At 63.0% G+C, this 26,905-nt stretch carries 21 protein-coding genes; 11 read left to right on the forward strand and 10 right to left on the reverse strand.

Going from position 1 to position 26,905, the window contains the following annotated elements; all coding sequences use genetic code 11:
- Positions 1 to 54 precede the first annotated feature (54 nt).
- Together AC3CCE_RS24875 and AC3CCE_RS24880 are read right to left on the reverse strand one after the other, a co-directional pair.
- The gene (locus AC3CCE_RS24875) at positions 55 to 1,374 is read right to left on the reverse strand and encodes an O-antigen ligase family protein (protein WP_352626300.1); all 1,320 of its coding nucleotides are present in this window, start codon (positions 1,372 to 1,374) and stop codon (positions 55 to 57) included.
- Positions 1,343 to 2,341, reverse strand: coding sequence for a glycosyltransferase family 2 protein (locus tag AC3CCE_RS24880; protein ID WP_352626301.1), 999 nt, complete (start codon positions 2,339 to 2,341; stop codon positions 1,343 to 1,345). Before AC3CCE_RS24880 ends, AC3CCE_RS24875 begins: the two co-directional genes overlap by 32 nt.
- Positions 2,342 to 2,513: 172 nt before the next feature.
- Here AC3CCE_RS24880 and AC3CCE_RS24885 point away from each other — a divergent pair, with 172 nt between their 5' ends.
- From AC3CCE_RS24885 to AC3CCE_RS24895, 3 genes are read left to right on the forward strand one after another with little or no spacing between them, the layout of a single operon-like run.
- On the forward strand, positions 2,514 to 3,686 hold the full coding sequence (locus tag AC3CCE_RS24885) for a glycosyltransferase (protein WP_352626302.1): 1,173 nt from the start codon (positions 2,514 to 2,516) through the stop codon (positions 3,684 to 3,686).
- Positions 3,683 to 4,477 carry a WecB/TagA/CpsF family glycosyltransferase gene (locus AC3CCE_RS24890; RefSeq protein WP_023715617.1) on the forward strand — a complete coding sequence of 265 codons (795 nt, stop codon included), beginning with the start codon at positions 3,683 to 3,685 and terminating at the stop codon, positions 4,475 to 4,477. The genes AC3CCE_RS24885 and AC3CCE_RS24890 overlap by 4 nt, the downstream gene beginning before the upstream one ends.
- Positions 4,474 to 5,397, forward strand: coding sequence for a DUF6492 family protein (locus tag AC3CCE_RS24895; protein WP_352626303.1), 924 nt, complete (start codon positions 4,474 to 4,476; stop codon positions 5,395 to 5,397). The genes AC3CCE_RS24890 and AC3CCE_RS24895 overlap by 4 nt, the downstream gene beginning before the upstream one ends.
- On the opposite strand, the gene AC3CCE_RS24900 is transcribed toward AC3CCE_RS24895, so the two are convergent.
- Positions 5,394 to 6,689, reverse strand: coding sequence for a lipopolysaccharide biosynthesis protein (locus AC3CCE_RS24900; protein ID WP_352626304.1), 1,296 nt, complete (start codon positions 6,687 to 6,689; stop codon positions 5,394 to 5,396). The genes AC3CCE_RS24895 and AC3CCE_RS24900 overlap by 4 nt on opposite strands.
- A 198-nt stretch (positions 6,690 to 6,887) precedes the next feature.
- Here AC3CCE_RS24900 and AC3CCE_RS24905 point away from each other — a divergent pair, with 198 nt between their 5' ends.
- From AC3CCE_RS24905 to AC3CCE_RS24920, 4 genes are all read left to right on the forward strand, one after another.
- A complete protein-coding gene (locus tag AC3CCE_RS24905; RefSeq protein WP_352626305.1) occupies positions 6,888 to 9,176 on the forward strand; it encodes a GumC family protein in 2,289 nt (762 codons plus the stop codon).
- Positions 9,177 to 9,529: 353 nt separating this feature from the next.
- Positions 9,530 to 10,429, forward strand: a complete 900-nt coding sequence (gene folD, locus AC3CCE_RS24910) for a bifunctional methylenetetrahydrofolate dehydrogenase/methenyltetrahydrofolate cyclohydrolase FolD (protein ID WP_023669302.1) — start codon at positions 9,530 to 9,532, stop codon at positions 10,427 to 10,429.
- 17 nt (positions 10,430 to 10,446) lie between these two features.
- Positions 10,447 to 11,445, forward strand: a complete 999-nt coding sequence (locus AC3CCE_RS24915) for a GlxA family transcriptional regulator (protein ID WP_352626306.1) — start codon at positions 10,447 to 10,449, stop codon at positions 11,443 to 11,445.
- Between the two features lie 235 nt (positions 11,446 to 11,680).
- Positions 11,681 to 13,339, forward strand: coding sequence for a vWA domain-containing protein (locus AC3CCE_RS24920; protein WP_352626307.1), 1,659 nt, complete (start codon positions 11,681 to 11,683; stop codon positions 13,337 to 13,339).
- A 77-nt stretch (positions 13,340 to 13,416) separates the two neighbouring features.
- On the opposite strand, the gene edd is transcribed toward AC3CCE_RS24920, so the two are convergent.
- From edd to zwf, 3 genes are all read right to left on the reverse strand, one after another.
- The gene (gene edd / locus AC3CCE_RS24925) at positions 13,417 to 15,240 is read right to left on the reverse strand and encodes a phosphogluconate dehydratase (protein ID WP_352498574.1); all 1,824 of its coding nucleotides are present in this window, start codon (positions 15,238 to 15,240) and stop codon (positions 13,417 to 13,419) included.
- A gap of 64 nt (positions 15,241 to 15,304) precedes the next feature.
- Complete coding sequence (gene pgl, locus AC3CCE_RS24930) at positions 15,305 to 16,021, reverse strand: 6-phosphogluconolactonase (protein WP_023669306.1); 717 nt, start codon at positions 16,019 to 16,021, stop codon at positions 15,305 to 15,307.
- A complete protein-coding gene (gene zwf / locus AC3CCE_RS24935) occupies positions 16,003 to 17,472 on the reverse strand; it encodes a glucose-6-phosphate dehydrogenase (protein WP_352626308.1) in 1,470 nt (489 codons plus the stop codon). The genes pgl and zwf overlap by 19 nt, the downstream gene beginning before the upstream one ends.
- A 321-nt stretch (positions 17,473 to 17,793) precedes the next feature.
- Here zwf and AC3CCE_RS24940 point away from each other — a divergent pair, with 321 nt between their 5' ends.
- The 3 genes from AC3CCE_RS24940 (at position 17,794) to AC3CCE_RS24950 (ending at position 21,397) form a co-directional block, all read left to right on the forward strand.
- Entirely contained in the window at positions 17,794 to 18,540 is a 747-nt protein-coding gene (locus AC3CCE_RS24940; protein ID WP_031245848.1) for an SDR family oxidoreductase, read from the forward strand.
- A 180-nt stretch (positions 18,541 to 18,720) separates the two neighbouring features.
- A complete protein-coding gene (locus tag AC3CCE_RS24945) occupies positions 18,721 to 20,016 on the forward strand; it encodes a Mur ligase family protein (protein WP_352626309.1) in 1,296 nt (431 codons plus the stop codon).
- A gap of 85 nt (positions 20,017 to 20,101) precedes the next feature.
- A complete protein-coding gene (locus AC3CCE_RS24950; RefSeq protein ID WP_352626310.1) occupies positions 20,102 to 21,397 on the forward strand; it encodes a Mur ligase family protein in 1,296 nt (431 codons plus the stop codon).
- Between the two features lie 21 nt (positions 21,398 to 21,418).
- Here AC3CCE_RS24950 and AC3CCE_RS24955 read toward each other — a convergent pair whose 3' ends face one another.
- The 3 genes from AC3CCE_RS24955 to AC3CCE_RS24965 form a co-directional block, all read right to left on the reverse strand.
- On the reverse strand, positions 21,419 to 22,264 hold the full coding sequence (locus AC3CCE_RS24955) for an SH3 domain-containing protein (RefSeq protein WP_352626311.1): 846 nt from the start codon (positions 22,262 to 22,264) through the stop codon (positions 21,419 to 21,421).
- Between the two features lie 275 nt (positions 22,265 to 22,539).
- On the reverse strand, positions 22,540 to 23,826 hold the full coding sequence (locus AC3CCE_RS24960) for an NAD(P)/FAD-dependent oxidoreductase (RefSeq protein WP_352626312.1): 1,287 nt from the start codon (positions 23,824 to 23,826) through the stop codon (positions 22,540 to 22,542).
- A gap of 127 nt (positions 23,827 to 23,953) precedes the next feature.
- Entirely contained in the window at positions 23,954 to 25,390 is a 1,437-nt protein-coding gene (locus AC3CCE_RS24965) for a glutamine synthetase family protein (protein WP_023681878.1), read from the reverse strand.
- Positions 25,391 to 25,537: 147 nt separating this feature from the next.
- On the opposite strand from AC3CCE_RS24965, the gene AC3CCE_RS24970 reads away from it, so the two are divergent.
- Positions 25,538 to 26,245: an HAD family hydrolase gene (locus AC3CCE_RS24970; RefSeq protein WP_352513155.1), complete on the forward strand. Its 708-nt coding sequence runs from the start codon at positions 25,538 to 25,540 to the stop codon at positions 26,243 to 26,245.
- Between the two features lie 30 nt (positions 26,246 to 26,275).
- Here the strand turns inward: AC3CCE_RS24970 and AC3CCE_RS24975 are convergent, their stop codons facing one another.
- Positions 26,276 to 26,737: a response regulator gene (locus AC3CCE_RS24975; RefSeq protein WP_352513180.1), complete on the reverse strand. Its 462-nt coding sequence runs from the start codon at positions 26,735 to 26,737 to the stop codon at positions 26,276 to 26,278.
- Positions 26,738 to 26,905: the final 168 nt, after the last annotated feature.

Genomic DNA, 26,905 nt, shown 5'->3' on the forward strand with positions numbered 1-26,905 from the left:
CGCTAGCGGGCAGACGGGAAAGCCCCTCAAGGGGTGCTGGATCAGGCCAGCCGGTCAAGGTCGCCGGCGTACCGCGATCGGCCGCAGCGACACTTGCCGCAAGCCAAGCACGCCGAGCACGAAGAACAGCCACACCGGGTCGCCGCGATGGAAGAAGAAGCTTTCCAGGAACGCGTTCAGCGCCGTGAACAGCACCACCATCATGAAGAAGTCACCGAGATAGATGTTCTCCTTGCGCGGCGGGATGCGCATGTAGTCGCGCAGCGGCGCGATCAGGAAAGTGTAGACGGCAACGCACAGCGCCGGGATGCCCATCAGCACCGCAATGTCGAGATAGCCGTCATGGCCATGCACGATCGTCCGGATGTCCCAGGCCCGGTCGAAGGGCTGGTCCTGGCTCAGCAGCAGCGGCGTGCCCCAGAAGCTTTCATAGCCGTAGCCGGTCCAAGGCTTCTTCGCCAGCATCTCGCCGGAGAACTCCCACAGCGTCGTGCGCCCGGTATAGGTGAGGTCGGGGAAATAGGTGGCCGCCAGCTCTTTCACCGGCGGGATGAAGACGATGCCTAAGGTACCGATGGCCGTCGCAATGATCGCCAGTGCAAACAGGATCGGCGTGCCGAACCGCATGCCGATCAGGCCCGGCAGCACGACGATCAGGATCGAGAACGGCACCAGGCCGGCCGTCGTCTTGGAGCCGGTGTGCAGCATGAAGATCATCGCCGCGCCGAAGATCGCCACGCCCCAGAACTTCTGGCCGCGCCGGAAGAGATAGAGGCCGGCGAAGCTGAAGCAGGCCATGATTGGTCCGGCAATGTTCTTGTGGGCGAACACACCACGCCACAGGCCGGCATGTTCGGGCTCCTGCGAATCGGCCGTATGCAGGGCCTCATGCGGAAAGACGATGAGGCCGATATAGGACAGGCCGATAACGACGATCGCGCAGAATATGATGACTTTCGAAAAACTGTCGGCGTCGCGCGGCAGCACCAGGACCGTCGCTATCGTCAGAACGCCAAGCAGCGTGAAGAAGGCCGCGCGCATGGCCGAGGACGGGTCGGTCGCGTTGATGACCGAAAGCATGAAAAAGCCGAGCATCAGGATCCAGGACGGGCTGAGCAGCGAGCGCACCATCTTGGGGTCGGCGAACGTCAGCAGTGAGAAGGTCGAAATGGCGCCGAGCGAACTGAAGCCGAGCTGGTTGACGATGTCGCCGCCGTTGCCGGTCAGTTCCGCGCCTGCCGGCTGAAACGGCCGGAACGACACGATGATGACGGCAAACAACAGCGCGGCAATGGCCGTCGCCACACTGTTGCGGGTGACGATGCCGCCCAGCAGCAGCTCGTCAGTTCTTCTCAGGCTGCCTGTATTGCTCATTGGCGTATCCGAATTCGGCAAGCACGCGGCCGAGCGAGACATAGACGGGGTAAAGCGCCGTCGACAGCGATCCTGTCCGCGCCAATTTGATTGCGCCGCGCACGGGCGAGGCTATCAGCAGCGCCAGGCTTTTTGCAAACACCTTGGCGCCGGCGAATGGCGTGCCGGCGCGCTTCTTCTTTTCGACCAGCGTCGAGATTACACCGTTGCGTAAGGATCGGGAGCGGATCCAGTCAGCCTCGATGCGCCGGGCTGGAACGCCTTCGCGCACCTTTGCCTCGGCGCACCAGCCAAGCACGAAACCTTTCTGCGCCGAGCGGCTGAGGAACTCGGTATCGCCGCCGCCCATGAAGTTGAACCGCAGGTCGAGGAAGGGTGGCCCCATGATGGTGAGCACATTGCGCCCGACCAGAAGGTTGCCAGAGGAATAGAGTGCGGCCACGCGCCCGGTCTGGCGATAGGGCGGCGCAAACACCGGGTGCTCGGCCCATTTGGCGTGAGCAGGATCGGTAAACACCGGCACTTGCGGGCCACCGACAATGTCGGCGCCAAGCGTCTCCGCCGTCCTGCACATGCGCTCCAGCCAGTCCGCGTCGGCGATCTCGTCATCGTCGATGACCAGCAGGTGGCGGAAATCCGGAAAATGCAGGATCGCCGTCTGCCAGCCAGCATTGTAGGCACTGCAATTGCCCCGCTCATGCGCGATGATGACCATGCCCTTCATATCGTCGCGTTCGAACAGCGGCACGGCCGCCTGGGCGCCCTCACGCGCCTCGGCCTCGTTTTCGATGACGATGACGGCGAAGCGCCGGCTGGTTTGCTGTGCCTTGAGCGACGCCAGCGTTTCGAGCAGCAGTTGCGGCCGCTTGAAGGTCGGCAGCGTGACGACGGCTTCCATCGTCTCTGCGGCAAGCCCCGGAGAGCGTCCCGCAATCGATACCGAACCGTCCGATGGCAAAGGGATCATCCGCTCCAGCCGCATGTTTTGAATCTGGCTTTCGATAACACCGCGACGATAACGTTTCGTTAATCACCTTTCGCAGCGGCGCCTGCCGGTCCGCGCCTTTCAGCCGTTGCGTTGCGTGATTTAATCAAGGGTTCACCCAGCTTTGCTAGTGGCTGACGCCTGGATAGGTGAGATGCATCTGCTGTTCGCCACATCGATCGTGCCCGACGGCGCTCTCGCTTCGGGCTATGAGATCGCCAACGCTGCGATCATCGCCGCCTTGCGGCGCGCCGGCGTGCGCGTCACCGTCATCGGCTTCATCTGGCCGGGCAAGGCGCCCAGCGACCCCGAAAACACCATCGTGCTCGGCGCCGTCGACGTGCGCACGGAACGCGCCTCGGCGCGGCAGAAGCTCGCCTGGCTTGGCAAGGCGGTGCTGTCAGGGCTCACCTTCGCTTCCGTGAAGCTGCGCGCGGTTTCCGACAGCGAAGTCCGTGCCGCGATCGAGCGCGCCGGTCCCTTCGACGGCTATGTCCTGAATTCGGTGCAGTTCGCCGGCGCCTTTGAAAAACTGTTCGCCGACCGTCCCTCGATTTTCGTCGCCCACAATGTCGAACATGGTTCGGCCAAAGAGAATGCGGCAGCAGCAAACAGTCGCTTCCAGCGCCTGCTGTTTGCCCGCGAGGCCAGGCTGCTCAAGACCATGGAGGAGCGGCTCTGCCGCCGGGCTCGCTTCGTCTTCACGCTGGCCGAGGAAGACCGCGCCGCACTCGGCCTTGCCAGCGACGACCGCTCGGCGGTGCTGCCGCTGGTGACCACTGCCACGGCCCCAAAGCCGGTCAAGCCGCGCCGCATCGATTGCGACGCGGCGCTGATCGGCACCTGGACCTGGCAGCCGAACCGCATCGGCCTCGACTGGTTCCTGGAAAAAGTCGTGCCGCATCTTCGCCGGAGTTTTCGCATCAGGGTCGCCGGCAACATGCCGTCGGATATCACCTCTGCCCATCCCGGTGTCGAATTTGTCGGCCGCGTGCCCGACGCCCAGGATTTCGTGCGCGGCGCCGCCGTCATTCCACTGATCAGCACCGCGGGCAGCGGCGTTCAGCTCAAGACCATCGAAACCTTCGAACTCGGCCTGCCGTCGGTCGCCACCAGCCGTTCGCTGCGCGGCATCGATCATCGCCCGGCAAATTGTTTCATCACCGACGATCCGGCCGCCTTCGCCGGCGCGCTGGAGGCAGCTGCGGCCGATGTCAGGGATGTCGATGGCAGCGCCTTCCATCGCCGGCAGATTAAGGCGCTGGATGCCGCCATCAGGCTCGGCCTGGAAAAGCTTGGGCCGGTGGGGAAGGAGGTGTTTGCATGAACATGCACACCGCCCGCGCCGCCTTCGGGCTCGATACGCTGAAGACGATCCTTGGCATTTCGGTCCTTGCCATCGGCTGGGATGACGCGATCGCGCTGCTCACTCGTCTGATCGCCGAGCGGCGCTTCACCAAGGTCAGTTTTCTCAACGCTCACAACGCCAACATCGCCTCTACCGATCCGGTCTTTGCCGAGGCGCTCGACGATTTCCTCATCCTGCCTGACGGCGTTGGCGTCGATCTGGCGGCAAAGCTGCTCTACGGCGCGCCGTTCCCGGACAATCTCAACGGCACTGATCTCATTCCGGCCTTTCTGCAGGCATCGGCGAGGCCGCTGACCGTCGGGTTGCTTGGCGCCACCCGCGCCAACGCCGAGGCGGCGTCGGTCAGGCTGGCCGCGCTGGCGGTGCAGCACGAATTCGTCGTCATCCATGACGGCTATTTCTCCCCCGCCGAAGAGCAGGCGATCGTCGATCGCATCGAGGCATTGCGGCCCGACGTGCTGCTTGTGGCCATGGGCGTGCCGCGCCAGGAATTGTGGATCGCCCGTCATATCGATGCCCGCCACTGCACGCTGCCGATCGCCGTCGGCGCGCTGCTCGATTTTCTCTCCGGCACGGTGCCGCGGGCGCCTCTGTGGATGCGCCAGCTGAGGCTCGAATGGTTGTTCCGTCTGTGCATCGAGCCCGGCCGGCTGTGGCGCCGCTACGTCGTCGGCAATCCGGTGTTCCTGCTGCGTGTCGTCAGGCAGAAATTCTCGCGTCGGCCCGAGCCCGCCGGAGAGTTGCGGTGAACAGCCGCGTCGTGCCGAGCCCTGCAGCCGAGACCGGTGCCCTGCCGCAAACGCCGACGGCGGCGGTGGTGACCGCCAGCTATGCGCCGGATTTCGAACGCTGCCGCCTGTTGTGCGAGACCCTCGACCGCCATGTCTCCGGCGTGGCGCATCATTACATTCTGGTCGAGCACCGCGACGTGGCGCTGTTTCGCCAGTTGGAAAACGACCGCCGCAGCGTTGTCGACGAGCGCGACCTGCTGCCGCGCTGGCTGCGTGTGTTCGACGATCCGATGAGCCTCTTTCGCCGTCGCATCTGGCTCAGTTTCAAGACCCAGCCGCTGCGCGGCTGGCATGTGCAGCAGCTGCGCCGCATCGCCATCGCTGCGCATGCTGGAGAAGACGTGCTGGTCTTCTGCGATTCCGACGGCGCCTTCCTCAAGCCATTCGATCTGAGCGCCTTCTGGCGCGACGGCAAGGTGCGGCTGTTCCGGCGCGACGGCGTGCTGTCGAGCGACGGTCACGACGAGCATCGCATCTGGTCGCGCAATGCGGCCTCGGCGATTGGTATCGATGCATCCGAGGTTTCGAACCACGACTATATTTCGACGCTGATCGCCTGGCGCCGTCAGACCGTGACGGCGATGTGCGCCGAGATCGAGAAGGTGCACGCGCGCGGCTGGGTCGAGGTCATCGCTTCAGTGCGCCGGTTCTCCGAATGCATGATCTATGGCCGCTATGTCGACGATGTGCTGAAGGGCGCTGGCCATTTCCACGGCTCGGAGGAATTCTGCCGCGTGCACTGGACCGGCGAGGCGCTGTCGGATGACGAATTCCGCAGCTTCGTCGCTGCCATGGCACCGGGGCAGGTGGCGATCGGCATGCAATCCTTCATCGGCACCGATATCGGCCGCATCCGCCGCTTGATCGGATTGGCTTAGACTGCCTTGGCGGGCTTGCGCAGCGCCGAATAGGTCAGCAGCGCCGAGGCGAGATAGAGCAGCAGGAAGACGACATTGAGCGATACGACAAGCATGGGCGTGTCGGCAATCGTGGTCAGCACATAGGTCAACAGCACCGCCTTCAGCCCCGCCAGCAGGCCGAGGTTGAGCGCCCTGAGCGCGGTCTGGCCGCGCGCGAACAGCAGCTCGGCCTGGTATTCGACCAGGTTGCGCAGTCCCGGCACGCCGATTGCCAACGCCACCAAGGGCGCCGCCTCGGCGACATTCCGGCCAAGTGCATTGGGGAAGAAATGCAGCACGATGCCGAGTGCGGCCAGCGCCAATGTCGACACCAGGAACACGCCGGCTTCGATACCGCTCTTGACCCGCAGTCGCGACAACAGCTCCGGCGCCCGCATCATCTTCTGCACCAACATCATCGAGAAGGTGCGGATCGGTATTGCCGTCAGGTCGACCAGCCGCATGATGATGGCATAGATACCGGCCAGATGCGGCCCGCCGATCGCCAGCACGAGCAGCTTGTCGAATTCCGACTGCAGGTAGAACAGCACTTCGGCTCCTGCAACATAGATCGAATCGGCAAGCCGCCTGAGATAGAGCTCGGTGCGCAGCCTCAGCCGCTGGCGTGGATAATAGAAGCCGAAGGCCAGCAGCAGCGAGGCGGCGTTGGCGCCGATGTAGAACAACGACCAGATCCAGACGCTGTGCTGGCCCGATAGCATGAACAGCACGGCGCCCAGCGCGCGGAACGCCGTGGCCACGATCGACAGCACGGCGGCGCGGCCGAATTTGCCGAGCCCGTTGTTGACGATCAGCACCACCTCGACCGGCCGCCACAAAAGCGCCTCTGCAAAGACGATTGCGGCAAAGACGGCCAGCGGAACGGTGCTGGCGAAGAAGATCAGGTAGACGCCCCACGAGGCGGCCGCCAGCAGCGGCAGGGACACGGCGCCAAGCAAAAGGAAGCCGGCGGTGAAGGTGCCGATCAGATTGGGGCGGATGGTGGCTGTGCGGTAAAGCGCCGAGATGAAGCCGAAGGCGAGGATGCGCGACAGCATGACGCCGGCCGCCGAGGCGGTGGCGAACATGCCGAACTCGGCAATCGACAGCGTGTTGGCAAGTGCAATGAAATAGGCGAGCGAGAACACCAGCCGCCCGCCGGCGCCGCTGATCGCTGAAAGATAGTCGCGAACCAGCCCCCGTCTTTCGGCGAGGAAGGTGCCGATGCGGGCGAGTGTCCGCCTTTGCGGTATGTCGCTGGCCTGCGTCATATCGAGGAAAGCCGTAGGCCGGAAAGCTTAACGTGCGGTTCTGACGCCATTTTACAGATCCCGGCAATGCGTGGCGAAGCGAGAAACTTTCACTTGCAGACTTCGGAAATTAACCTTTTGTTTCCCATGCCTGTTTAGCGTGACTTAACGATTGGCCGACCGCCGCTCCTGCGCCGTCGAAGGTAAAGTTTCGAGACAATGGTCGACAGGGAAAACCGTGAAGACTGGAGGCGCGAGCGCTCCCTCCTGGCGCTCGGCAAAGCCGTGCGCGGCGATGAGGCGGCGGATGCGTCGGCGGTCTCGATCGGTGACCGGGTGGATCCGTCATGGCGCGAGGACGCCGCCACGCGTCACCGCATAGCCCGCTCGCAACGCGAGGCGCGGTCGAATCCGGCGCCAACGTCACCGCCCGAGCCGCCGCAGTTCCAGGCCGACGGCGAACCCGTTTCGGCCGCCAGCGCGCGTGAGGAGCCTGTTTCCGGCCGGCGTCAGCAGCACGCCGCCTATGAGCTCCGCTCTTTCCACGAGCAGCGACCGGACCGCGACGACGATGACGGGCAGGAATGGAAGCCGCTGATCGATCCGCTCCAGGTCGTCCGCGGCATTAGTCGTTCCAAGTTGCTGATCGTCTCGACGACGATATTGGGCACGGTGCTCGGCGTCGCCGTCGCCGTTTCGACACCGAAGAAATACGAAGCCACCACACAGATGGTCATCGAGCCAGGCGACCTGAAGCTTTCCGACAACGATCTCACCCAACCGGTCGGGCAGCCCGATGCGGCGCTGGCTGTTGTCGAAACCCGCATCAAGATGGTGACATCCGGCAAGGTCCTCGACAAGGTCGTGGCCGATCTCAATCTCGTCGACGATCCGGAATTCAACGGACAGGGCTCTGGCGGCCTTGGCGTCCTGTCGCTCATTCGCTCGATACTGTCGCGCCAGGATGGCCCTGGCGGCGCCGGTGAAGTGCGCCGCCAGGCGCTGGCGGTCGGCAATCTGGCCAAGAGCCTGTCGGTTGAGCGCAGCGGCAAGAGCTTTGTCGTTTCCATCAGCGCCACCACTCAAAGCGCCGACAAATCGGCGAAGATAGCCAATACGACGAGGGACGTTTTCCAGCAGGAGGCGGCGCAATACCAGTTCGGGATGGCCGGGCGCGCGACGGACCAGCTGACGGCCAAGCTCGATGACCTGCGCAAGGATGTCGAGACAGCGGAGCGCAAGGTCGAGGATTTCAGGGCCACGCATGATCTCGTCGACGCGCAGGGCCATCTGATCAGCGACGACCAGATGCTGAAGCTCAACGAGCAGCTCTCAGTCACCCGGGCCCGCACGCTGGAACTCAATGCCCGGGCGGCGTCGGCGCGTTCGCTGGACGTCAATTCGGTCATCAACGGCACCTTGCCGGAAGAAATCAATTCCAACACGATGAGCGAACTGCGCGCGCAATATGCAGTTTTGAAGCAGGAGGCCGACCGCGCCGCCGTGCGTCTGGGACCGCGTCATCCCGAATACCGGGCGCTCAGTGCCCAACTCGACGGCTCGCGCGAGCGCATCGCAGGCGAACTGCGCCGCATCGCCTCGTCGCTGCAGGTCGACTTGAAGCGCTCGGTCCAGCTTGAGCAGGATCTCGCTTCCCGCCTGGCTCAGGCAAAGGTCCAGAGCGGCGACGTCAACAGCGATCTGGTCAGCCTGCGCGAACTGGAGCGTGATGCCACGGCGAAACGCTCCGTCTACGAACAGTACCTGCTGCGCGCCAAGGAGACCGGCGAACAGCAAAACATCAACACCACCAACATCAATCTGATGACCCCCGCGCAACCGCCGCTCGAACCCAACGGACCGTCGCGGGCTGTAATAGCGATGGCCGGCCTGCTGCTCGGGCTTGCTTCCGGCATCGGTGTCGGCGCCATGCGCGGCGCCTTTGCCAGCCTGCGCGGCGCTGCCAATTCGCGTTCGCGCGGCAGAATGGACGAGCGCCGCCCTCCGGTCGAGGACAAGGTCTATCGCGCGCCGCTGCCTGTGGCGCCGCCACCGGCAGCACCTCCGGTGTTGCCGACCGCGGCCGCTCCCGCCCGGAGCCCAGGTCTGTTCGACGGACTGTTCTCGGCGATGCGCAAAGCCGCGCCGGGTAGCGGGACGTCAGGCGAACCCGTCGAGACCTACCGCGCCCAACCAGCCGCCGAATATACAAGGCCGGTGCAGGAGCCTGTGGGCTATGGCCAGCCGGACTTCCGGAACGAGGTTCCGCACGCCAATTCCCCTGCGCAGCAGCCTGGCTACGCGCAGCCTCGTCAGCCGGCTGACTATGCCTATTCGCAGGCTCAGCCGATGCCCGCGGCGTCCGGGCCGTGGTCTTCTCCGCAGCCCGCTGGGGCGGCGCCGGAAGACCAGCAGGCGCAAATCGACGATATCCGCGCCAGCCTGCGCGAATTTCGCGAAGCGGTGCGCGAACTCACCGAAAGCCGTTCGCACCGCCGCTATTTCTGAGCAATTCCAGGAAAAGTGTGAAACGGTTTTCCCGGGAAAAGCGCGTAGCGCGCTTTCCCTTGGGAATTGCGTCAAAACAAGAAATAGAGCGGTTCAGCCTTTCCGTGAAAGGATGAGTCGCTCTGAGCCCGTCAGCACAGAATAAAAGCTGCCGGTTTCGAGTTTACGGCATGTGACGGCGCTTTGACGGGATTGCTTAGGCCAAATTTCGTGACAATGCCGCGCAGCATGGCGCCCAAAAAGCGCTGCCGTCGGGCTTTACCCGAATGGGCGGAACGTTTGGAACAACGACATGCACAAGCAACGTTCAAGGCGCGCGCCGCGCCTTGGCTGGATGATGTCGAGGATGGTTCATGGCCGAAGTGATTGACGGAAAGATCGTCGCCGCAGACGTGGTTCAGAAGGTCAAGGCCTTGACCGAGGACCTGGTCGCCAAGGGAAAGGCCCAGCCCGGCTTAGCGGTGGTCATCGTCGGCGAGGATCCGGCAAGCCAGGTCTATGTCGCGTCGAAGTCGCGCACCGCCAAGGAATGCGGCTTTCATTCGCTGCAGCACACGCTGCCGGCCGACACGTCCGAAGCGGCACTGCTGAAGATCATCGGCGAACTCAACGCCGATCCGGCCATCAACGGCATTCTGGTGCAGCTGCCGCTTCCCGCCCATATCGATGCCGGCAAGATCATCCAGGCCATCGCACCGCAAAAGGATGTCGACGGCTTTCATTTCATCAATGTCGGCAAGCTCGGCACCGGCGAACTCGAAACAGCCTTCGTGCCCTGCACGCCGGCCGGCTCCATGCTTTTGATCGAACGCGTGCGCGGCAAGGATCTTTCCGGCCTCAACGCGGTCGTCGTCGGCCGCTCCAACATCGTCGGCAAGCCGATGGCAAATCTGTTGCTTGCCGCCAACTGCACCGTCACCATCGCCCACAGCCGCACCAAGGATCTGCCGGCGCTGGCCCGCACAGCCGACATTCTGGTTGCCGCCGTCGGCCGGCCCGAAATGATCAAGGGCGACTGGGTCAAGCCCGGCGCCACCGTGATCGATGTCGGGATCAACCGCATTGCCGCACCCGAGAAGGGCGAGGGCAAAACCCGCCTCGTCGGCGATGTAGCCTATGCCGAAGCGGCCAAGGCCGCCGGCGCCATCACCCCCGTGCCCGGCGGTGTCGGACCGATGACCATTGCCATGCTGATGGCCAATACGTTAGCCTCAGCCTACCTTGCGGCCGGCTTGAAGCGGCCTTCCTTCTGACCCAGAAAGCAGCTTCTTTGCCGAACCTTACTATACCCTCTGAACGGCCGGTCGTGGATGATCCCGTTCAAGGGGGCCGGCAATTCGCGTTCCTGCTGGTCGACAAGTTTTCGATGTTTTCGCTGGCAGCGGCGATCGATACCTTCCGCTCGGCCAACCGCCTGCTCGGCCGCGATTTCTATGGCTGGACGACGGTCTCGGCCGACGGCGATCCCGTCATGGCCTCCAACGGCCTGCCGCTCAAGATCGACTATGCCGTCGCCGATTTGCCGCCCGTCGATATCCTATTCGCGTCGGTGGGCCTGTCGGTCGAGTTCCCCGGCAAGAGCAAGGTGCTGGCGGCGCTGCGCAGCTGGGGCCGGCGCGGCAATGCGCTCGGCGCGCTGTCGGTGGGCTCTTACCTCCTGGCCGAAGCCGGTCAGCTCGAAGGCTATCGCTGCACCATCCATTGGGAAAACCGCGCCGGCTTCGTCGAGCGCTTTCCCGACATCAATTGCACCGGCAACGTCTTCGAGATCGACCGCAAGCGCTACACCTGCGCCGGCGGCACCACCTCGATCGACCTGATGCTGGAGATCGTGCGTGGCGACTTCGGCTCGAACCTCGCCAACGGCGTTGCCAACCAGTTCCAGCATGAGCGCATCCGCTCCGCCGGCGACCGCCAGCGCGTCGGGCCGGAGCGCGACCTGACCGGCAAGTCGGAGAAGCTAAGGCGCATCGTCGAACTGATGGCCGACCATCTCGACGAGCCGCTATCAGCCGTGCAGCTTGCTAAATCGGCGGGCCTGTCGGTGCGCCAGGTCGAGCGCTTGTTCCTGCGCCATTTGAGCGTCACGCCCGGTCGTTACTACATGCGGCTCAGGCTTGAGCGGGCGCGCGAACTGCTGCGCCAGACCAACATGCCGATCCTCGACGTGGCCATTGCCACCGGCTTTACCTCGCACTCCTATTTCGCGCAGAGCTATCGGCTGCAGTTCGGCCGTCCGCCTTCCGAAGAGCGGCGCACCACCTACTGATTTCGTGCTACCAGCTCTGCCGGTGCCGATCCTGTTACACTGCAACCGTTAGAAGCATGATCCCAAAAAGTGGGTGCCGGTTTTTGGAAAAGATCGTGCTCCAACAAAGGGTTAGATCATGATGAGATTTCATCCAAATCTCATCATGATCTAGTAACCCGCTCCAGGCTTGTGTCCGGACGCGCTGTCAAATAGCTTCCGGCGCGGATCAGAGGGCGGCCTCAAGGAGATTTCGATGGCGGGACTTTTGCGGAGCGTCGCTGCGGCGCTGCTCCTTTTGTCGATGACTTCGCTCGGCTTTGCCGCCAATAGGGTTATCATCATTCTTGACGCTTCAGGCTCGATGTGGGCCCAGATCGACGGCAAGCCGAAGCTCGAGATCGCGCGCGAATCGCTGAGGACCGTACTGCAGTCGGTCCCGGGCGACGACGAGATCGGCTTAATGGCCTATGGCCACCGCGAAAAGGGCAGCTGCGACGACATTGAGCTGATCGTGCCGCCGCAAGCCGGCTCGGCTAGCGCCATTTCGGCCGCTGCCGACAGCCTGAAATTCCTCGGCAAGACGCCGCTGACCGCAGCCGTCAAGCAGGCGGCCGAAGCTCTGAAATACACCGAGGACAAGGCGACCGTGGTTCTCATCACCGATGGGCTTGAAACCTGCGAAGGTGACCCGTGCGCGCTGGGCAAGGAACTGGAGGCCTCAGGCGTCGATTTCACCGTCGACGTCGTCGGCTTCGGCCTGACCGCTGACGAGGGCAAGCAGATCGCCTGCCTTGCCGACAACACCGGCGGCAAATATATCCAGGCCTCGGACGAGAAGGCGCTGCAGGAAGCACTGGTCGAAACCGTCGCCGCGCCGGCTCCGGCGCCGGCACCCGAACCCGCTCCGGCGCCTGCCCCTGAACCGGCAAAGCCCGAATTCAATTTCATCCCGAGCGTGGTCATGGCGGAAGGCGGCGATCCGATCACCGACGGCAATGCCTGGGAGGTCTACAAGGCCAAGCCCGATGGCACGCGCGGCGAGGCCGTCACCACCCAGTACAACAACTACGAGGCCAATCTCGAGCCGGGCGACTATGTCGTCGTCGCGCGCGCCGACGAAGCTCGGGCGGAACAGAAGGTCAAGATCCAGGCGGGCCAGGTCTACAAGCCGCTCTTCACCTTGAACGCCGGCACCATGCTCATCCATCCGAAGCCAAGCCAGGGCGCCGAGATCAGTGACGAAGCCCATGTCGACTTCGCCTTCCCGGGCGGCAGCACCACCCACTATGGCGACACCAGGATCATCGTGCCGGCTGGTGAGCAGAAGGTGACGGTTGCGATCGGCAGCGGCTCGGTGACCGAGACCATCCAGCTCGCCGCCGGGCAGACTGTGGAAAAGGACATAGTCGTCGGCGTCGGCCATGCCGCCGTCAACGCCTACTACACCGCAGGCGGCGACAAGGCTGACTCCTCGGGCATCAGCGTCCAGATCGTCAAGGCCAAGAAAAAGATCGACGGCTCGCGTGACGATGTCGCTCACTCCTATGGGCCCGACAGCAAGTTCTGGCTGCCGCCGGACGACTATGTCGCGGTCACCTCGCTTGAGCTCGCAACCGTCGAGCAGCCTTTCAGCGTCAAGGTTGGCGACGTCAAGGACGTCAAGGTGACGCTCGATGCCGGCGTGCTGGTGATGTCGGCGCCGGGCGCCTATTCGATCGAGGTGCTGTCGTCGAAGAAGGATATCCAGGGCAACCGCAAAGCGCTCGGCCTGAACTATGGTGACACCTGGCAGCAGACTATCCCAGCCGGCGACTATGTCGTCCTCCGCCACATGTCCGATCAAGGCCATGACAAGGAAATGCCGGTGACGGTCAAGGCCGGCGAACGGAGCGAGATTACGGTTCAGCCGTAATCGCCATCCATCCCTCACCAAAGGGTGGCCTCAAACCGAGCTCGAGCCGCCCTTTTTACAAAATAGGCAATGATGCCTCAAGCCGTGCCGAAAGCACTGGCGCCGTGGTCGGCGCGGCCGACCAACTGGCGGAAACCAGCGAACAGCTCGCGGCCGAAACCGAACTCGTTGCCGATGAGATCGATGTCGGCCGTGCGGCGCAGCGCGAGCTCGGGCCCCGGCACCAGCACTTCCAGCGTGCCGGCATCGGCGTCGAGCCGGATGATGTCGCCGTCATGGATCCTGGCGATCGGCCCTTCCTCGACCGCTTCCGGCGTTACATGGATCGCCGCCGGCACCTTGCCGGAAGCGCCAGACATGCGCCCGTCCGTGACCAGCGCGACGCGCTGGCCACGATCCTGCAGGATGCCGAGCACGGTGGTCAGCTTGTGCAGTTCCGGCATGCCGTTTGCCTTCGGGCCCTGGAAGCGGATGACGGCGATGAAGTCGCCGGTCAGCGTGCCGGCCTTGAAGGCTTCGTTCAGTCCCTGCTGGCTGTCGAACACCTTGGCCGGCGCCTCGATGACGCGGCGTTCCGGCTTCACGGCGGACGTCTTGATGACGGCGTGGCCGAGATTGCCGGCGAGCACCTTCAGGCCGCCGGTCGGCTGGAAGGCTTTCTTGAACGGCGCCAGCACCTTCTCGTCGCCGCTCTGCAGCGGCGAGGCTTCACGCACGACGCCGCCATCTTCGCCGAGCCGGGCCTCGACCGCATAGGGCCTCAGGCCTTCGCCCCATACCGTCTGCACATCCTCATGCAGGATGCCTTCGTCGAGCAATTCGCGGATCAGGAAGCCAAGCCCGCCGGCGGCGTGGAAATGGTTCACGTCGGCAAGCCCGTTCGGATAGACGCGCGCGAGAAGCGGCACCGCTTCCGACAGGTCGGAAATGTCCTGCCAGGTCAGCGTGATGCCGGCCGCCGCGGCCATGGCGATGAGATGGATGGTGTGGTTGGTAGAGCCGCCGGTGGCGTGCAGGCCGACGACGCCATTGACGAAAGAGCGCTCGTCGATCATGCGGCCGACCGGCGTGTAGGCGTTGCCGAGCGCGGTGATCTCCAGGGCTCGCCTGGTCGCCTCGCGCGTCAGCGCGTCGCGCAGCGGCGTGCCTGGATTGACGAAGGACGCGCCGGGCGTATGCAGGCCCATGATCTCCATCAGCATCTGGTTGGAATTGGCGGTGCCATAGAAGGTGCAGGTGCCCGGCCCGTGATAGGATTTAGACTCCGCTTCGAGCAGTTCTGCGCGTCCGGCCTTGCCCTCGGCATAGAGCTGGCGAACCTTGGCCTTCTCGTCGTTGGGCAGGCCCGTCGTCATCGGCCCGGCCGGCACGAACACCGCCGGCAGATGGCCAAAGGTGAGAGCCGCGATCACAAGCCCCGGTACGATCTTGTCGCAGACGCCGAGATAGACGGCGGCGTCGAACATGTTGTGCGACAGGCCGATCGCCGCGGACATGGCGATCACGTCGCGCGAAAACAGCGAGAGCTCCATGCCGGGCTGTCCCTGGGTCACGCCATCGCACATGGCGGGCACGCCGCCGGCCACTTGCGCGATGCCGCCAACTTCCTTCGCGGCTTCCTTGATCAGCGCCGGGAAGGTTTCGAAGGGCTGATGCGCCGACAGCATGTCATTGTAGGAGGTAATGATGCCGAGGTTCGGCACCTTGTCGGCGCCGAGCGCAAGCTTTTCAGACGGGCTGCAGACGGCAAAGCCATGCGCGAGGTTGCCGCAAGACAGAACCCCCCGGTTGGCGGCGCGGCTGGAGGTCTCGGCGATGCGGCCGAGATAGCGCTCGCGGCCGGCTTTCGAGCGTTGGCGGATGCGTTCCGTGATGGCTTCGATGTCGCGTCTGGCTGTCATGGTCGGTCCTTTCGAGCCCCGGAAGAACGTCCTCCACCGTCTGCCGGGACTGCTTTGCGTGAAATCAGGGTGCCCAGAACACCTCTACCGGGGTGGGTGCCGCTTCGAGCACTTTGCGGATGGGCTTTTTCGCACCCGGTCCCATCGCACCGTCGAAGGCGGTGCGCTTGTCCTCGCCTTCTATATGCAGCGCGATGAAGCCGGCGTCGACGATCCGCGCCAGCGGCAGCGTCAACCGGGGTTCGCCGGCGCTTGCCGCGTGAACCGGCAGCACGATCCTTGATGAGGCCGGGTCGAGCAAATCGCCGAGATTCTCGGCGTCGGGAAAGAACGAGGCGGTGTGGCCGTCGCCGCCCATGCCGAGCACGACGACATCGAGGGGCCAGGGCAGAGCCTTCAGCGCCGCATCGTCGGCCGCCGCGGCGGTCTCGATGCTTGCCGCCTCATGGTAGAGCGGCACGAAGTGCGCGGCAGCCGCCTTGTTCTGCAGCAGGTTGGCCGCGACCAGCCCCGCATTCGAGCGCGGCGAGGAGGCCGGCACGAACCGTTCGTCGACCAGCGTCACCGTCACCTTGTTCCAGGCGATCGGAATGGCCGAAAGTGCTGCAAAGAACTTTGCCGGCGTGGTGCCGCCGGAAACGGCAAGCAGGGCCGTGCCGCGCTCGTCGATGGCCTTGGTCAGGCGCGCCGCGACATTGCCGGCAAGGGCTGCCGCCAGATCCTGGCGCCCGGCAAAGCCGTTCCAGTTATAGACGGGCTCGCTCAATTGCTTTCGTGCCATGTCCGCCCGTCGCGTTCGATCAGCGCAATCGAGGCCGAGGGACCCCATGTGCCGGCCGTATAGCCTTGCGCCTCCTGCCTGGCGCTTTCCCAGGCGTTCTGGATCGGGTCGATCCACTTCCATGCCGCCTCGACTTCGTCGCGGCGCATGAACAGCGTCTGGTTGCCGCGGATAACATCCATGATCAGCCGTTCATAGGCGTCCGGCGCGCGACCGTCGAAAGATGTTGCAAAGCTCATGTCGAGCGGGATCTGGCGCAGCCGCATGCCGCCCGGGCCTGGATCCTTGATCATGATGAACTGCTTGACGCCTTCGTCGGGCTGCAGCCGGATCACCAGTTGGTTGGCTGAGATCGGCCCGGCGCTGTCGCCGAAGATCGAATGCGGGATCGGCTTGAACTCGATGACGATTTCCGAAACGCGGGTCGCCAGCCTTTTGCCGGTCCGGAGATAGAACGGCACGCCGGCCCAGCGCCAATTGCCGATCTCGGCCTTGATGGCGACGAAGGTCTCGGTGGAGCTGTCTTTGCCGAGTTCCTCGACATAGCCTTTCACCGCGCCGCCTGCAGAGGCGCCGGCGCGGTACTGCCCGCGCACGGTGTGCTTGGGTGCCTCATTGCCGTTGATGCGCTTCAGCGCCCGCAGCACCTTCAGCTTCTCGTCGCGCACGGCATCGGCATCCATCGACGATGGCGCCTCCATGGCAACCAGGCAGAGCAGCTGGAGCATGTGGTTCTGCACCATGTCGCGCAGCGCGCCGGCCTTGTCGTAGTAGGTGACGCGGTCTTCAAGACCGACGGTCTCGGCCACCGTGATCTGCACATGGTCGATATGGGCAGAATTCCAAAGCGGCTCATAGAGCGCGTTGGCAAAGCGCAGCGCCATCAGATTCTGCACCGTCTCCTTTCCGAGATAGTGGTCGATGCGGAAGATCTGGTTTTCGTGAAAGTCGTCTCCAACCACGTCGTTGAGCTTGCGCGCCGAATCGAGGTCGCGGCCGATCGGCTTCTCCAGCACGATGCGCGAATTCGGCGTGATAAGATTGTGGGCTTTCAGCTGGTGCGAGATGTCGCCGAACAGCGCCGGCGCAACCGCCAGATAGAAAGCGCGAATGCGGTCGCTTTCGCCGATCGCCTTTTTCAGCTTGTCGAAGCCGGCACCCGTCGTCGCGTCGGCCGACACGTAGGACAGCCGGGCAAGGAATGTCTTGAGTTCCTCGGCGTCGATGTCGGCCGGCTTCACATGCTGGGAGATCGCCTGCTTAGCGAAAGCCTGGAATTCCTCGTCGCTCATTTTCGAGCGCGAGGTGCCGATGATGCGCGTCGGCTCGGAAAACTGATGGTCGCGCTGGCGGTGGTAGAGGGAGGGGAGCAGCTTGCGTTCCGACAGGTCGCCGGTGCCGCCGAAAATGATGAAGTCGAAAGGATCGACGGGAATGATCTGGCTGGTCATGGTGTGTCCGCTTTGACGCCGCTCGCTGTGACGCGGCTGGATATAATCTAATCGATTTAAATTATCCAGTGCCATGGTGTCACATCAAGGACAAATCACTGCATATTGATTCGGTCCAAATGTGCCTTGACACTGGCTGCCACCCGGAGGCTTTTCATCAAGCGATGGATCCGGGAGCCTTCGCGCCTGCAACATAAAGCGGGAATGTGACGAAAGCTAATGCGTGTCGCCCAGAAGTGCGAGGCGGTTCTGGGAGATAGACACGCATCGAACAAAAAGGAAAATGCGCTTGCGGGGTGGTCTTCAATGAGCGGGAAAAGCATGCGTCTTGAAAACAAGGTCGCCGTCATCACTGGTGCTGCCGCGGGCTTCGGCGAAGGCATGGCCAGGCGATTTGCCGAAGAGGGTGCAAAGGTCGTCGTCGCCGACCTCAACGCCAGGGGCGCCGAGCGCGTTGCCGCCGAAATCGGTGACGCCGCGATCTGGACCCAGACCGACGTTTCGCAGCGTTCCGAATTCGACGAGATGGTCTATGCCGCAAAAAGCGCCTTCGGCCGCATCGATATCATGGTCAACAATGCCGGCTACACCCATCGCAATGGCGACATGCTCGACGTCGACGAGGCGACCTTCGACCTGATCACTTCAGTCAACATGAAGGCGATCTACCACGCCGCACTTGCCGTGGTGCCTATCATGGAGCGGCAGGGCGGCGGCGTCATCCTGACCACGGCTTCGACCGCCGGTTTGCGGCCGCGTCCGGGGCTCACCTGGTACAATGCCTCGAAGGGCTGGGCGATCACCGCGACCAAGTCGATGGCGGTCGAACTCGCGCCCAAGAACATCCGCGTGAACTGCCTTTGCCCGGTCGCCGGCGAGACCGGTATGCTGGAGAAATTCATGGGCACTGACACGCCGGAGATCCGCGAGAAATTCCGTGCCTCGATACCGCTCGGCCGTCTGTCGACGCCGCTCGATATCGCCAACGCTGCGCTTTGGCTTGCGTCGGACGAAGCCGCCTTCATCACCGGTGTGGCGCTGGAGGTCGACGGCGGCCGCTGCATTTGAGCAATTCGGGAAGTACCTCGCTGTTCGCAATGCATGGCAGACAGAGCAACGTCGGCAAAAGTTCGCATCGGTGCGCCGGCCGGCCGAGGAACGAACAGTTGACGTCGTCACGCCGGACCCCAGTTTGACTTCTCGATCCCCCGAAAGGCATAACGGGATCGTGGATAGTGTTGGCGGGTGATGAAGATCAGGCAGCAGAAAAGTCGCTACGATCTGGGATGGCGGCTGCGGCTTTACCTGGCCACGCGTGCGCGGGCACAAAGCAAGGCGATTTTCATCGGCATTACCGGAAGCTCCGGCAAGACCACGGCGGGAAGCCTGCTTGGACACATCCTGGCCGGTCATGGTTCGGTCCATACACAGGTTCTGGCCAACACGATGAAACTATTGGTCTCGACGCTATCCAGGCGAATGGGAAAGGGCGGCAAAACCGACTACGTCGTCTTCGAGGCTGCTGCATTCGGCCCGGATACAATGAAGCCCATGGCCGAATTGCTTCGCCCCAACGTGGCTGTTGTCACAATGGTCCGGCTGGAGCATCGGGCCAGTTTCAAGACTGTGGAAAACGTCGCTCGAGAAAAGAGCGCCCTGGTCGCGGCGCTGGAGCCGGGCGGCTTCGCGATGCTCAATGCCGATGACCCTCTTGTGATGGGCATGGCCTCGGCGAGCGATTGCCGTTCCGTCACATTCGGCACTTCGGAGCAGGCGGATTATCGCGTCAGCGATATCGAGGCCGCCTATCCCAGGCCGTTGCGATTCTCGCTCCACTGGCGCGGCGGTGTGCTCGATATCGAGACGCCGTTCCCCGGCGAGCATTTCTGGCTGCCGACTTCAGCGGCGGTGGCAACTGCTCTTGAACTGGGCGTGCCTGCGCAGATGGTCAAGGACAGAACCGCGACGTTCCAGCCTCTGGAAAATCGCGGCCAGGTGCTCGTCCCCGCGGGCGGCCCCCACTTCATTGTGGATGCCGCAAAGGCGCCCTGGCATTCGCTGAGCCTTGCCTTCGACATGGTAGCCGGATCGACATTCGGGCGAAAACGTATCGTTCTTGGCCAGCTATCGGATTTTTCCGGCTCGAATAACAGATATGCCCAAGCCTACAGCAGCGCGCGCGAGATTGCAGACCAGGTGATTTATGCCGGCGATCATGCCCATCGCTCCAAGGCGAACCAGGCAGATCGCGACAGCGGCCGCTTCATCGAATTGCGCACGGCCAGGGAAGTGTCGGACTACATCGCCCAAGCCGCGCAGCCTGACGAGTTGATCCTGCTCAAGAGCTCGTCCAATCTGCACCTCGAGCGTGTCGCACTTGCCTGGACCCACGACGTCCAGTGCTGGGTTTCGGTATGCGGCAAAACCGAGGGATGCGAGCAATGCGGCCTCTATGAAGTGCCGTTTGAGCAGCACCGTGAGTTTGTGGCGCAGAGAAAATCGAAGCGCCGCAAGCACAGACTGCTGCGGCTCCTCGGTCGCTAGAATCTTTGGCTCAAGCACGCCAGCGCCCGTTTGACTCTGGAACTTGGCACGACGCATATTAGGCTGGGCTAAAAGCTGGCGGGGTGTGAAACTGGAATTGCTGAAAATTCGCAAGGACTTGGGCTGGGCGCTGCGACGGCTGCAGGCGCGCTGGGTGCGGGCGCGTAACAAGGCGACGTTCATCGGCATTACCGGCAGCTCCGGCAAATCCACATCCACCAGCCTGCTTGCACACATACTGGCCGCCCAAGGCAAGGTGCATCTACAGGCCCAGGCCAATACAATGCCTGCGCTCATCCGAACGCTTTACAAGCGCCTGAGGAAGGCCGGCAAAGTCGATTACGTCGTTTTCGAAGCCGGCGCTTCCGACTTCGGCACGATCAGCGCCATGGCGCAGATGCTGAAGCCGAGTGTGGCGGTGGTTACGATGATCCGTCTGGAGCATTTCGGCAAGTTCAAGACTCTGGAAGCTGTGGCGGGAGAGAAGCGGGCGCTGGTCGGGGCACTCCAACCTGATGGACTTGCGGTTCTCAATTGCGATGACCCACTGGTGATCGGCATGGCGTCTGGCGCGAAATGCCGGATTGCGACCTTCGGCCAGTCCGGCGAGGCAGACTACCGCGTGAGTGACGTGCATGCCGCGTATCCGGAATTGCTGCGGTTCACCCTTCATTGGCGCGGTGGCAGCCTGAATATTCAAGCGCCTTTTCCCGGCGAGCAATTCTGGCTGCCGACTGCAGCGGCTGTTGCCGCCGCCTTGGAACTTGGCGTCCCGCCAGAGCAAGTCGTAGCGAGAACGGCATCGTTTGCACCACTGCCCAACCGCTCTACGGTGCAAGAGGTATCCGCGGGTCCGAAATTCCTGGTCGATACGGCCAAAGCGCCCTGGCATTCGCTCAACATTGCCCTGGAGATGATTGCAAAGGCCAAGGGTGCTCGCAAGCGCATTGTGCTGGGGCAGATATCCGACTACGCCGGCTCGTCGAGGAAATACGGCGCCGCCTACAACATCGCGCGCGAAATCGCCGATGAGGTCATTTATACCGGCGACAATGCGCATCGCTCGCGCGCCAGCCAGGCCGACCGCGACAGCGGCCGTTTCATTGAGCTTCGCACTGCCAAGGAAGTTTCGGATCATATCAAACGGACGGCAGTCCCAGGAGAACTGATTCTGCTGAAAAGTTCGTCCAACCTTCATCTGGAAAGGATCGCGCTCGCCTGGACACACGACGTCAAATGCTGGGTCCCGCTATGCCGCAAGTCGGAAAGCTGCCAAATGTGCGGCCTCTATGAGGTGCCGTTCGAGGAACACCGGGATTTCCTGGCGAAGCGCAAACTTGCTCGCAGGAGACACCGTTTCAGGTGGTTGCTCGGCGGCTGACCAGATCTGGCGGCTTGCGTCTCAAACCCCGGTCTTGATGTAGCTCTTGTAAATCCAGCCGCGCTTGCCGTTGTAGACGATCTGGCACCATTTCTTGCAACTCATCACCTGCACCGACGACTTGGCGGGCACGGTCCCCATGGCGGCGGCGTTTTTCTGCGGACCGCTGCGCATTGTCACCGCCCTGAGGATGCGTCCGGTGCCGGCGGCAGCAGCCACCTTCTGTGGCTTGGCCTTGGCCTGGGTATCGTCCGTTGCGGCGGAAGATTGCTCGTCTGGAAGTTGCGGTTTTGGCGTCGGTATGGCGGCGGTCTCGGCGTCGTCGTCATTGGCGGGAGCAGCGACCTTTGACAGCTGCGTCGTGGCGTCGCTCTGCGCCGCCGGTTCTTCGAATGCCGCGGCATCGGACGGTTTGGCGGCAGCCTGCTCGGCAGGCGCCTGATCGGATGGCGTCGCGGCAGGGTCGCTGTTGGATTGCGCCGCAGTCCAGCGCGGATCGTTCGCCGACAGCGGCGGCATGGCAGCCCCACCGGCAGCGACCGTCGATGAAACTGCATCGCCCTTGCGCGCGGCTTGTGGCGCCGCTACCGCGGCGGCCGTGGCCGCGACCGGGGCAATCTTGGTCGTCTTGACCGGAAAAGTCGGAACGTTCTGCTGTGTGCTGGCGATCGCTTGCCGGTCGCTGGCCGGCAACGCCAGCCAAAGCGCTATGCCCGCCACGCCAAGCAGCGCTGCGGTGCCGACCGCGGCGATCACCAGATGCGAATTCGTGCGCACCCCCTGCCAGAAGGAGGGCCGCATGTCATAACCGAATTGCATGGCGAACCGCCGACGTTCCGGCGCGCCGAAACTGAAGGGCTCGTTCACTCTTGCCACCTCCAAAAGATGAGCCGGTGTTCTTTCGATCGGCGCCGGCAGCCCGGCATTCGATCGGCATCGGTCCCAACAACAAAGCGGGCAGGCCCGCAGAAATCCCCGTTCAATCGCCCAGAACCGGCATCCTTTGCCCTTGATTGTGGCATCAGTGCGCCGTCAGGGGAATTGTGCGCTCTTGTTAAGGATTCTGCAACGTCTCGCTGCGGCAACCAACAGCTCAATAGAATCAGCTCAGTACCAGCCACGGCTGATATGAGATACTTTCCCTATATTCGGTCCCTCAGGGCAAACCAGTTCAGTGCCAAGAACAATAATGGCGTTCTAAATCGCCGGCCGCCGGGAAAAGCCGGGATGTTCAGGTCCTCGATCAGCTTCAGTCTGTCGCGGTTGCCGGCGACGGTCTGGGCATAGAGCTTGCCGAAGAAGTTCGACAGCATCACGCCGTGGCCGGAATAGCCTCCGGCCGAGATCACATTGGGCATCACCTCGCGCACGAACGGTTTCCTGGGCATGGTGATGCCGACATAGCCGCCCCAGCCATGGGTGATCTCGACATCGCTCAGTTCCGGATACAGCTCGGCTATCTGCCGGCAGATATGGACATGGATGTCCTTCGGATCGTTGACGCCATAGACCTCGCGCCCGCCGAACAGCAGCCTTCCATCCCTGGATTTGCGGAAATAACGCACGACGAAACGCGAATCGTCGACCGCCTCGCCCCCCGGCAGCACTTTCGAATCGACGCCCAGCGGCACCGTCGCGCCGATGAAGGAACCGATGGGCATGATGTGCGCGGCACTCACCGGCTCGAGCGTGCCGCCATAGGCATTGACACCGATCAGGCATTTCTGGGCGGTGATGGTGCCTCTCGAAGTCGTCACCCTGACCTTGCCGCCGCTGGAGGTAACACCGGTCGATAGTGTCTGCTCGAACAGGTGCGCGCCGGCCGCTGCCGCGACCTTTGCCGTGCCGATCACCAGCTTCATCGGGTGGATGTGTCCGGTGCCGGTGTCGCGGGTGCCGCCGAAGTAGCGTGTGGAGCCCAGCCGTTCGGCCGTTTCCCTGGCATCCATGAAGGCGATGTGCGGATAATTGAAGCGGCCGGCCATGATCTCGGCATGCGCCTTGTAGTCGTCGAGATAACGCGGCTTGTGCGCCACGGACAACTGGCCGGGCATATAGTCGATGTCGATCTGGTTAACGGCGGCGAATTCGAGCAGGTGCGCTTTCGCCTCCTCGGCAAGGTCGAACAGCGCCTTGGCGCGGGAGAAGCCGTATTCGGCCTCCATCTCTTCGGCCCAGGCGCGCTGGCCCGTGCCGAGCTGGCCGCCATTGCGCCCTGAAGCGCCGTCGCCGAAGCGATGCGCCTCGATCAGAACGACGTCGGCTCCCGCCTTCGCCAAATGAGCGGCCGCCGACAGCCCGGTGAAGCCACCGCCGACGACGACGACGTCGCAGCTGCGGTCGCCGTCCAGGGCAGGGTACTCAGGGCGTGGTCCGGCTGTGTCTTCGTACCAGGAGCGACCGGGGGAGATAGGTGATTGGTAAGGCATGGGGACACCAGCCAATGGTGAATGGTGAATGGTGAATGGCTGCGAGACGCACGTCGTCTGCGCTCATCCATCCAATATGAAACTACTCACCATTCACTATTCACCATTCACACGACGAAGTCGCCGCTCACACGTTGAGCAACAGATACTCCCGCTCCCACGGGCTGATCACTTCCATGAAGGTCTCGAACTCCGCCCGCTTGATCGCTGCATAGGTTGCGGCAAAGGACTTGCCCAAAAGGGCGCACAGCTCCTCGTCGCCCTCGAACAGGTCGACGGCTTCGAGCAGGCCGCGCGGCAGGTCGATCTCATCGGCGTTTGCGGTGGTCAGCACCGGAGGCTCGGCCTTGATCTTGTTGGTGATGCCGATCAGCCCGCAGGCAAGTGAGGCCGCCAGCGCCAGATAGGGGTTGGCGTCGGAAGACGGGATGCGGTTTTCGACACGCCGCGCCGCCGGATCCGAGCGCGGCACGCGGAACGCCGTGGTGCGGTTGTCATAGCCCCATTTGTTGTTGACCGGCGCCGAGGCCGACTGCGTCAGCCGGCGGTAGGAATTGACGTAGGGAGCAAACATCACCAGTGCGTTCGGCACATGCTTCTGCATGCCGCCGATGAAATGGAAGAAGTCGTCGGTTTCCGAGCCGTCCTTCGCCGAAAAGATATTCAGCCCGGTCTTCTTGTCGATGATCGACTGGTGGATGTGCATGGCAGAACCTGGCTGGCCCTGGATCGGCTTGGCCATGAAGGTGGCATAGATCTCATGCTTCAGCGCTGCCTCGCGAATGGTGCGTTTGAACATGAACACCTGATCGGCGAGCTCGACCGGATCGCCGTGACGCAGATTGATCTCGAGCTGGCCGGCGCCTTCCTCGTGGATCAGCGTGTCGATCTCCAGGCCCTGGCTTTCGGAGAAATGGTAGATGTCGTCGATCAGTTCGTCGAACTCGTTGACGCCGGCGATCGAATAGCCGGCTCCGCCGCCGATTGGCCGCCCGGAACGCCCGACTGGTGGCGTCAATGGGTAATCCGGGTCGGGGTTCTTGCGCACCAGGTAGAATTCGATCTCGGGCGCCACCACCGGCTTCAGCCCGCGCTTGTCATAGGCTGCTACCACGCGCTTCAGGACGTTGCGCGGCGTGAACTCGACCGAACGGCCATCCTGATGGACGAGGTCGCAGATGACGGCGGCCGTCGGGTCTTCTTCCCACGGCACCACGGTCAACGTCGACAGATCCGGCATCAGCTTCAGGTCGCCATCATCCTCCGGATAGTGGAAACCGTTGCCGTCCTCGGGATAGCCGCCCGAAATCGTCGTCATGAACACTGCCGATGGCAGCGCCAGCGAGGTGTTGGAAGTGAATTTCTTTGACGGCATCATCTTGCCGCGCGCGACGCCAGCCTGATCAGGCGTGATGCATTCTATGTCTTCGATGCCGCGCCATTCCAGCCAGGCGCTGACTTCCTTCCAGTTCTTCACGCCGCGTTGATTTTTCACGAAGGCAGGCGTTCGGACGCGTCCTCCGCGGGTCGACGGACGGACTTCCTTTTTCGCAGGCGGCATCATTCACCAGTTTGGGTTGCAATTATCACAGTATAGCTGTTGCCGGTGATGGAAGGGAAGGGGAGCTGCCTGTCTTCGCCTTCCTGGTTGAAAATCGCGCCACGCAGATTAGGGTCAACCTCCCGCAGATCGAGCAGCAGAAGACACCGTATGCCAGGCAAATTGACCACGATCGGCTTCGACGCCGACGATACCCTATGGCAGAACGAACAGTTCTTCCGCCTGACCGAGAAGCATTTTGCAACCCTGCTCGCCGACCATGGCGATACCGAGCACATTTCGGCACGGCTGCTGGAGGCCGAGAAGCGCAACCTTGCCGTCTACGGCTTCGGCATCAAGGGCTTTACCTTGTCGATGATCGAGACGGCAATAGAAGTGACCGAGGGCCGTGTGCCGGGGTCGACCATTGCCGAAATCCTTGCCGCCGGCCGCGACATGCTGGGACATCCGGTCGAGGCTTTGCCGCATGCGCGTGAGACCGTGGAAAGGCTTGCCGGCGCCTACCATCTGGTGCTGATCACCAAGGGCGATCTGTTCGACCAGGAGCGCAAGCTGGCGGCGTCCGGCCTTGGCGACCTGTTCGATGCCGTCGAGATCGTCAGCGACAAGAGCGCCGCCACCTATGCCAGGATCTTTGGCCGCCACGGCAGCCCGCAGGACAGCATGATGGTCGGCAATTCGCTCAAGTCGGACGTGGTGCCGGCCATCGAGGCCGGGAGTTGGGGTGTGTATGTGCCGCACGAGCTGACCTGGGTGCTCGAACACGTCGAGCCGCCGGTCGAGGCACCGCGATTTCGTCAGCTTGTCGATCTTGGCGAACTGCCGGCTTTGATCGAGAGCATCGGCAAGGAAGGCTGACCGCCCCGCACGCGTTCGGGCGGATTGCGATCAGCCGCGCCCGAGACTGATCAGCCGGTCGACCACCGGCTGCAGCCTTTCGGTGGTGATCGGCTTGGTTACCACCACATCTACCACGCTCGACAGGCCCAGGCTGTCGGGCGTGCCGGTGTTGGTTGAAAGCAGGATCACCTTGGGGAGCGACCGCCCAGATGTCCGCCGCAAGGCGTCGATGGCCGCCATCAGCGCGCGGCAGTCCTCGTTGTCGGGGCCGCCATCGAGAACGACGGCGCCCGGAATGAGGGTTCGCAATGTCTTGGCCGCCATTTCGGGCGACTCGGAGATCGGCTTCAGTCCGGACTTCTCGACGATCTTCGACACCACCACCCGGTTGATCGGCGATTTTCCAACGACCAGCACGTGGGAGAAATCCGTTGATATCTCGGAGTTCGCGTCCCTGCTTGACGAATTCAGATGTTTGGCGGTGTCGGTCTCGCGGTTCACAGGGCACATGGGCGGGGCGGGCACTCGGCGCTGCTTCAATGCAGGGTTGAAATCCGAGAGCCAATTGGCGTGAGATCGCCCGCCATGTCAAGCTGAAATGACGGACCTGCGAAATATAGCCGGAAATATTAAACCCCGGAGACAAAGTCTGTTTTCGAACTGTAGTTAAGTTTACGC

The organism is Mesorhizobium sp. P160187, from assembly GCF_057766425.1.

Coding starts and splice junctions, on each gene's coding strand:
- AC3CCE_RS24885 (WP_352626302.1), top strand. CDS start 2,514: ATGCATCTGCTGTTCGCCACATCGATCGTGCCCGACGGCGCTCTCGCT.
- AC3CCE_RS24900 (WP_352626304.1), bottom strand. CDS start 6,689: ATGACGCAGGCCAGCGACATACCGCAAAGGCGGACACTCGCCCGCATC.
- edd (WP_352498574.1), bottom strand. CDS start 15,240: ATGACAGCCAGACGCGACATCGAAGCCATCACGGAACGCATCCGCCAA.
- AC3CCE_RS24890 (WP_023715617.1), top strand. CDS start 3,683: ATGAACATGCACACCGCCCGCGCCGCCTTCGGGCTCGATACGCTGAAG.
- AC3CCE_RS24940 (WP_031245848.1), top strand. CDS start 17,794: ATGCGTCTTGAAAACAAGGTCGCCGTCATCACTGGTGCTGCCGCGGGC.
- AC3CCE_RS24975 (WP_352513180.1), bottom strand. CDS start 26,737: ATGTGCCCTGTGAACCGCGAGACCGACACCGCCAAACATCTGAATTCG.
- AC3CCE_RS24960 (WP_352626312.1), bottom strand. CDS start 23,826: ATGCCTTACCAATCACCTATCTCCCCCGGTCGCTCCTGGTACGAAGAC.
- pgl (WP_023669306.1), bottom strand. CDS start 16,021: ATGGCACGAAAGCAATTGAGCGAGCCCGTCTATAACTGGAACGGCTTT.
- zwf (WP_352626308.1), bottom strand. CDS start 17,472: ATGACCAGCCAGATCATTCCCGTCGATCCTTTCGACTTCATCATTTTC.
- AC3CCE_RS24965 (WP_023681878.1), bottom strand. CDS start 25,390: ATGATGCCGCCTGCGAAAAAGGAAGTCCGTCCGTCGACCCGCGGAGGA.
- AC3CCE_RS24875 (WP_352626300.1), bottom strand. CDS start 1,374: ATGAGCAATACAGGCAGCCTGAGAAGAACTGACGAGCTGCTGCTGGGC.
- AC3CCE_RS24905 (WP_352626305.1), top strand. CDS start 6,888: ATGGTCGACAGGGAAAACCGTGAAGACTGGAGGCGCGAGCGCTCCCTC.
- AC3CCE_RS24970 (WP_352513155.1), top strand. CDS start 25,538: ATGCCAGGCAAATTGACCACGATCGGCTTCGACGCCGACGATACCCTA.
- AC3CCE_RS24945 (WP_352626309.1), top strand. CDS start 18,721: ATGAAGATCAGGCAGCAGAAAAGTCGCTACGATCTGGGATGGCGGCTG.
- AC3CCE_RS24880 (WP_352626301.1), bottom strand. CDS start 2,341: ATGATCCCTTTGCCATCGGACGGTTCGGTATCGATTGCGGGACGCTCT.
- AC3CCE_RS24920 (WP_352626307.1), top strand. CDS start 11,681: ATGGCGGGACTTTTGCGGAGCGTCGCTGCGGCGCTGCTCCTTTTGTCG.
- folD (WP_023669302.1), top strand. CDS start 9,530: ATGGCCGAAGTGATTGACGGAAAGATCGTCGCCGCAGACGTGGTTCAG.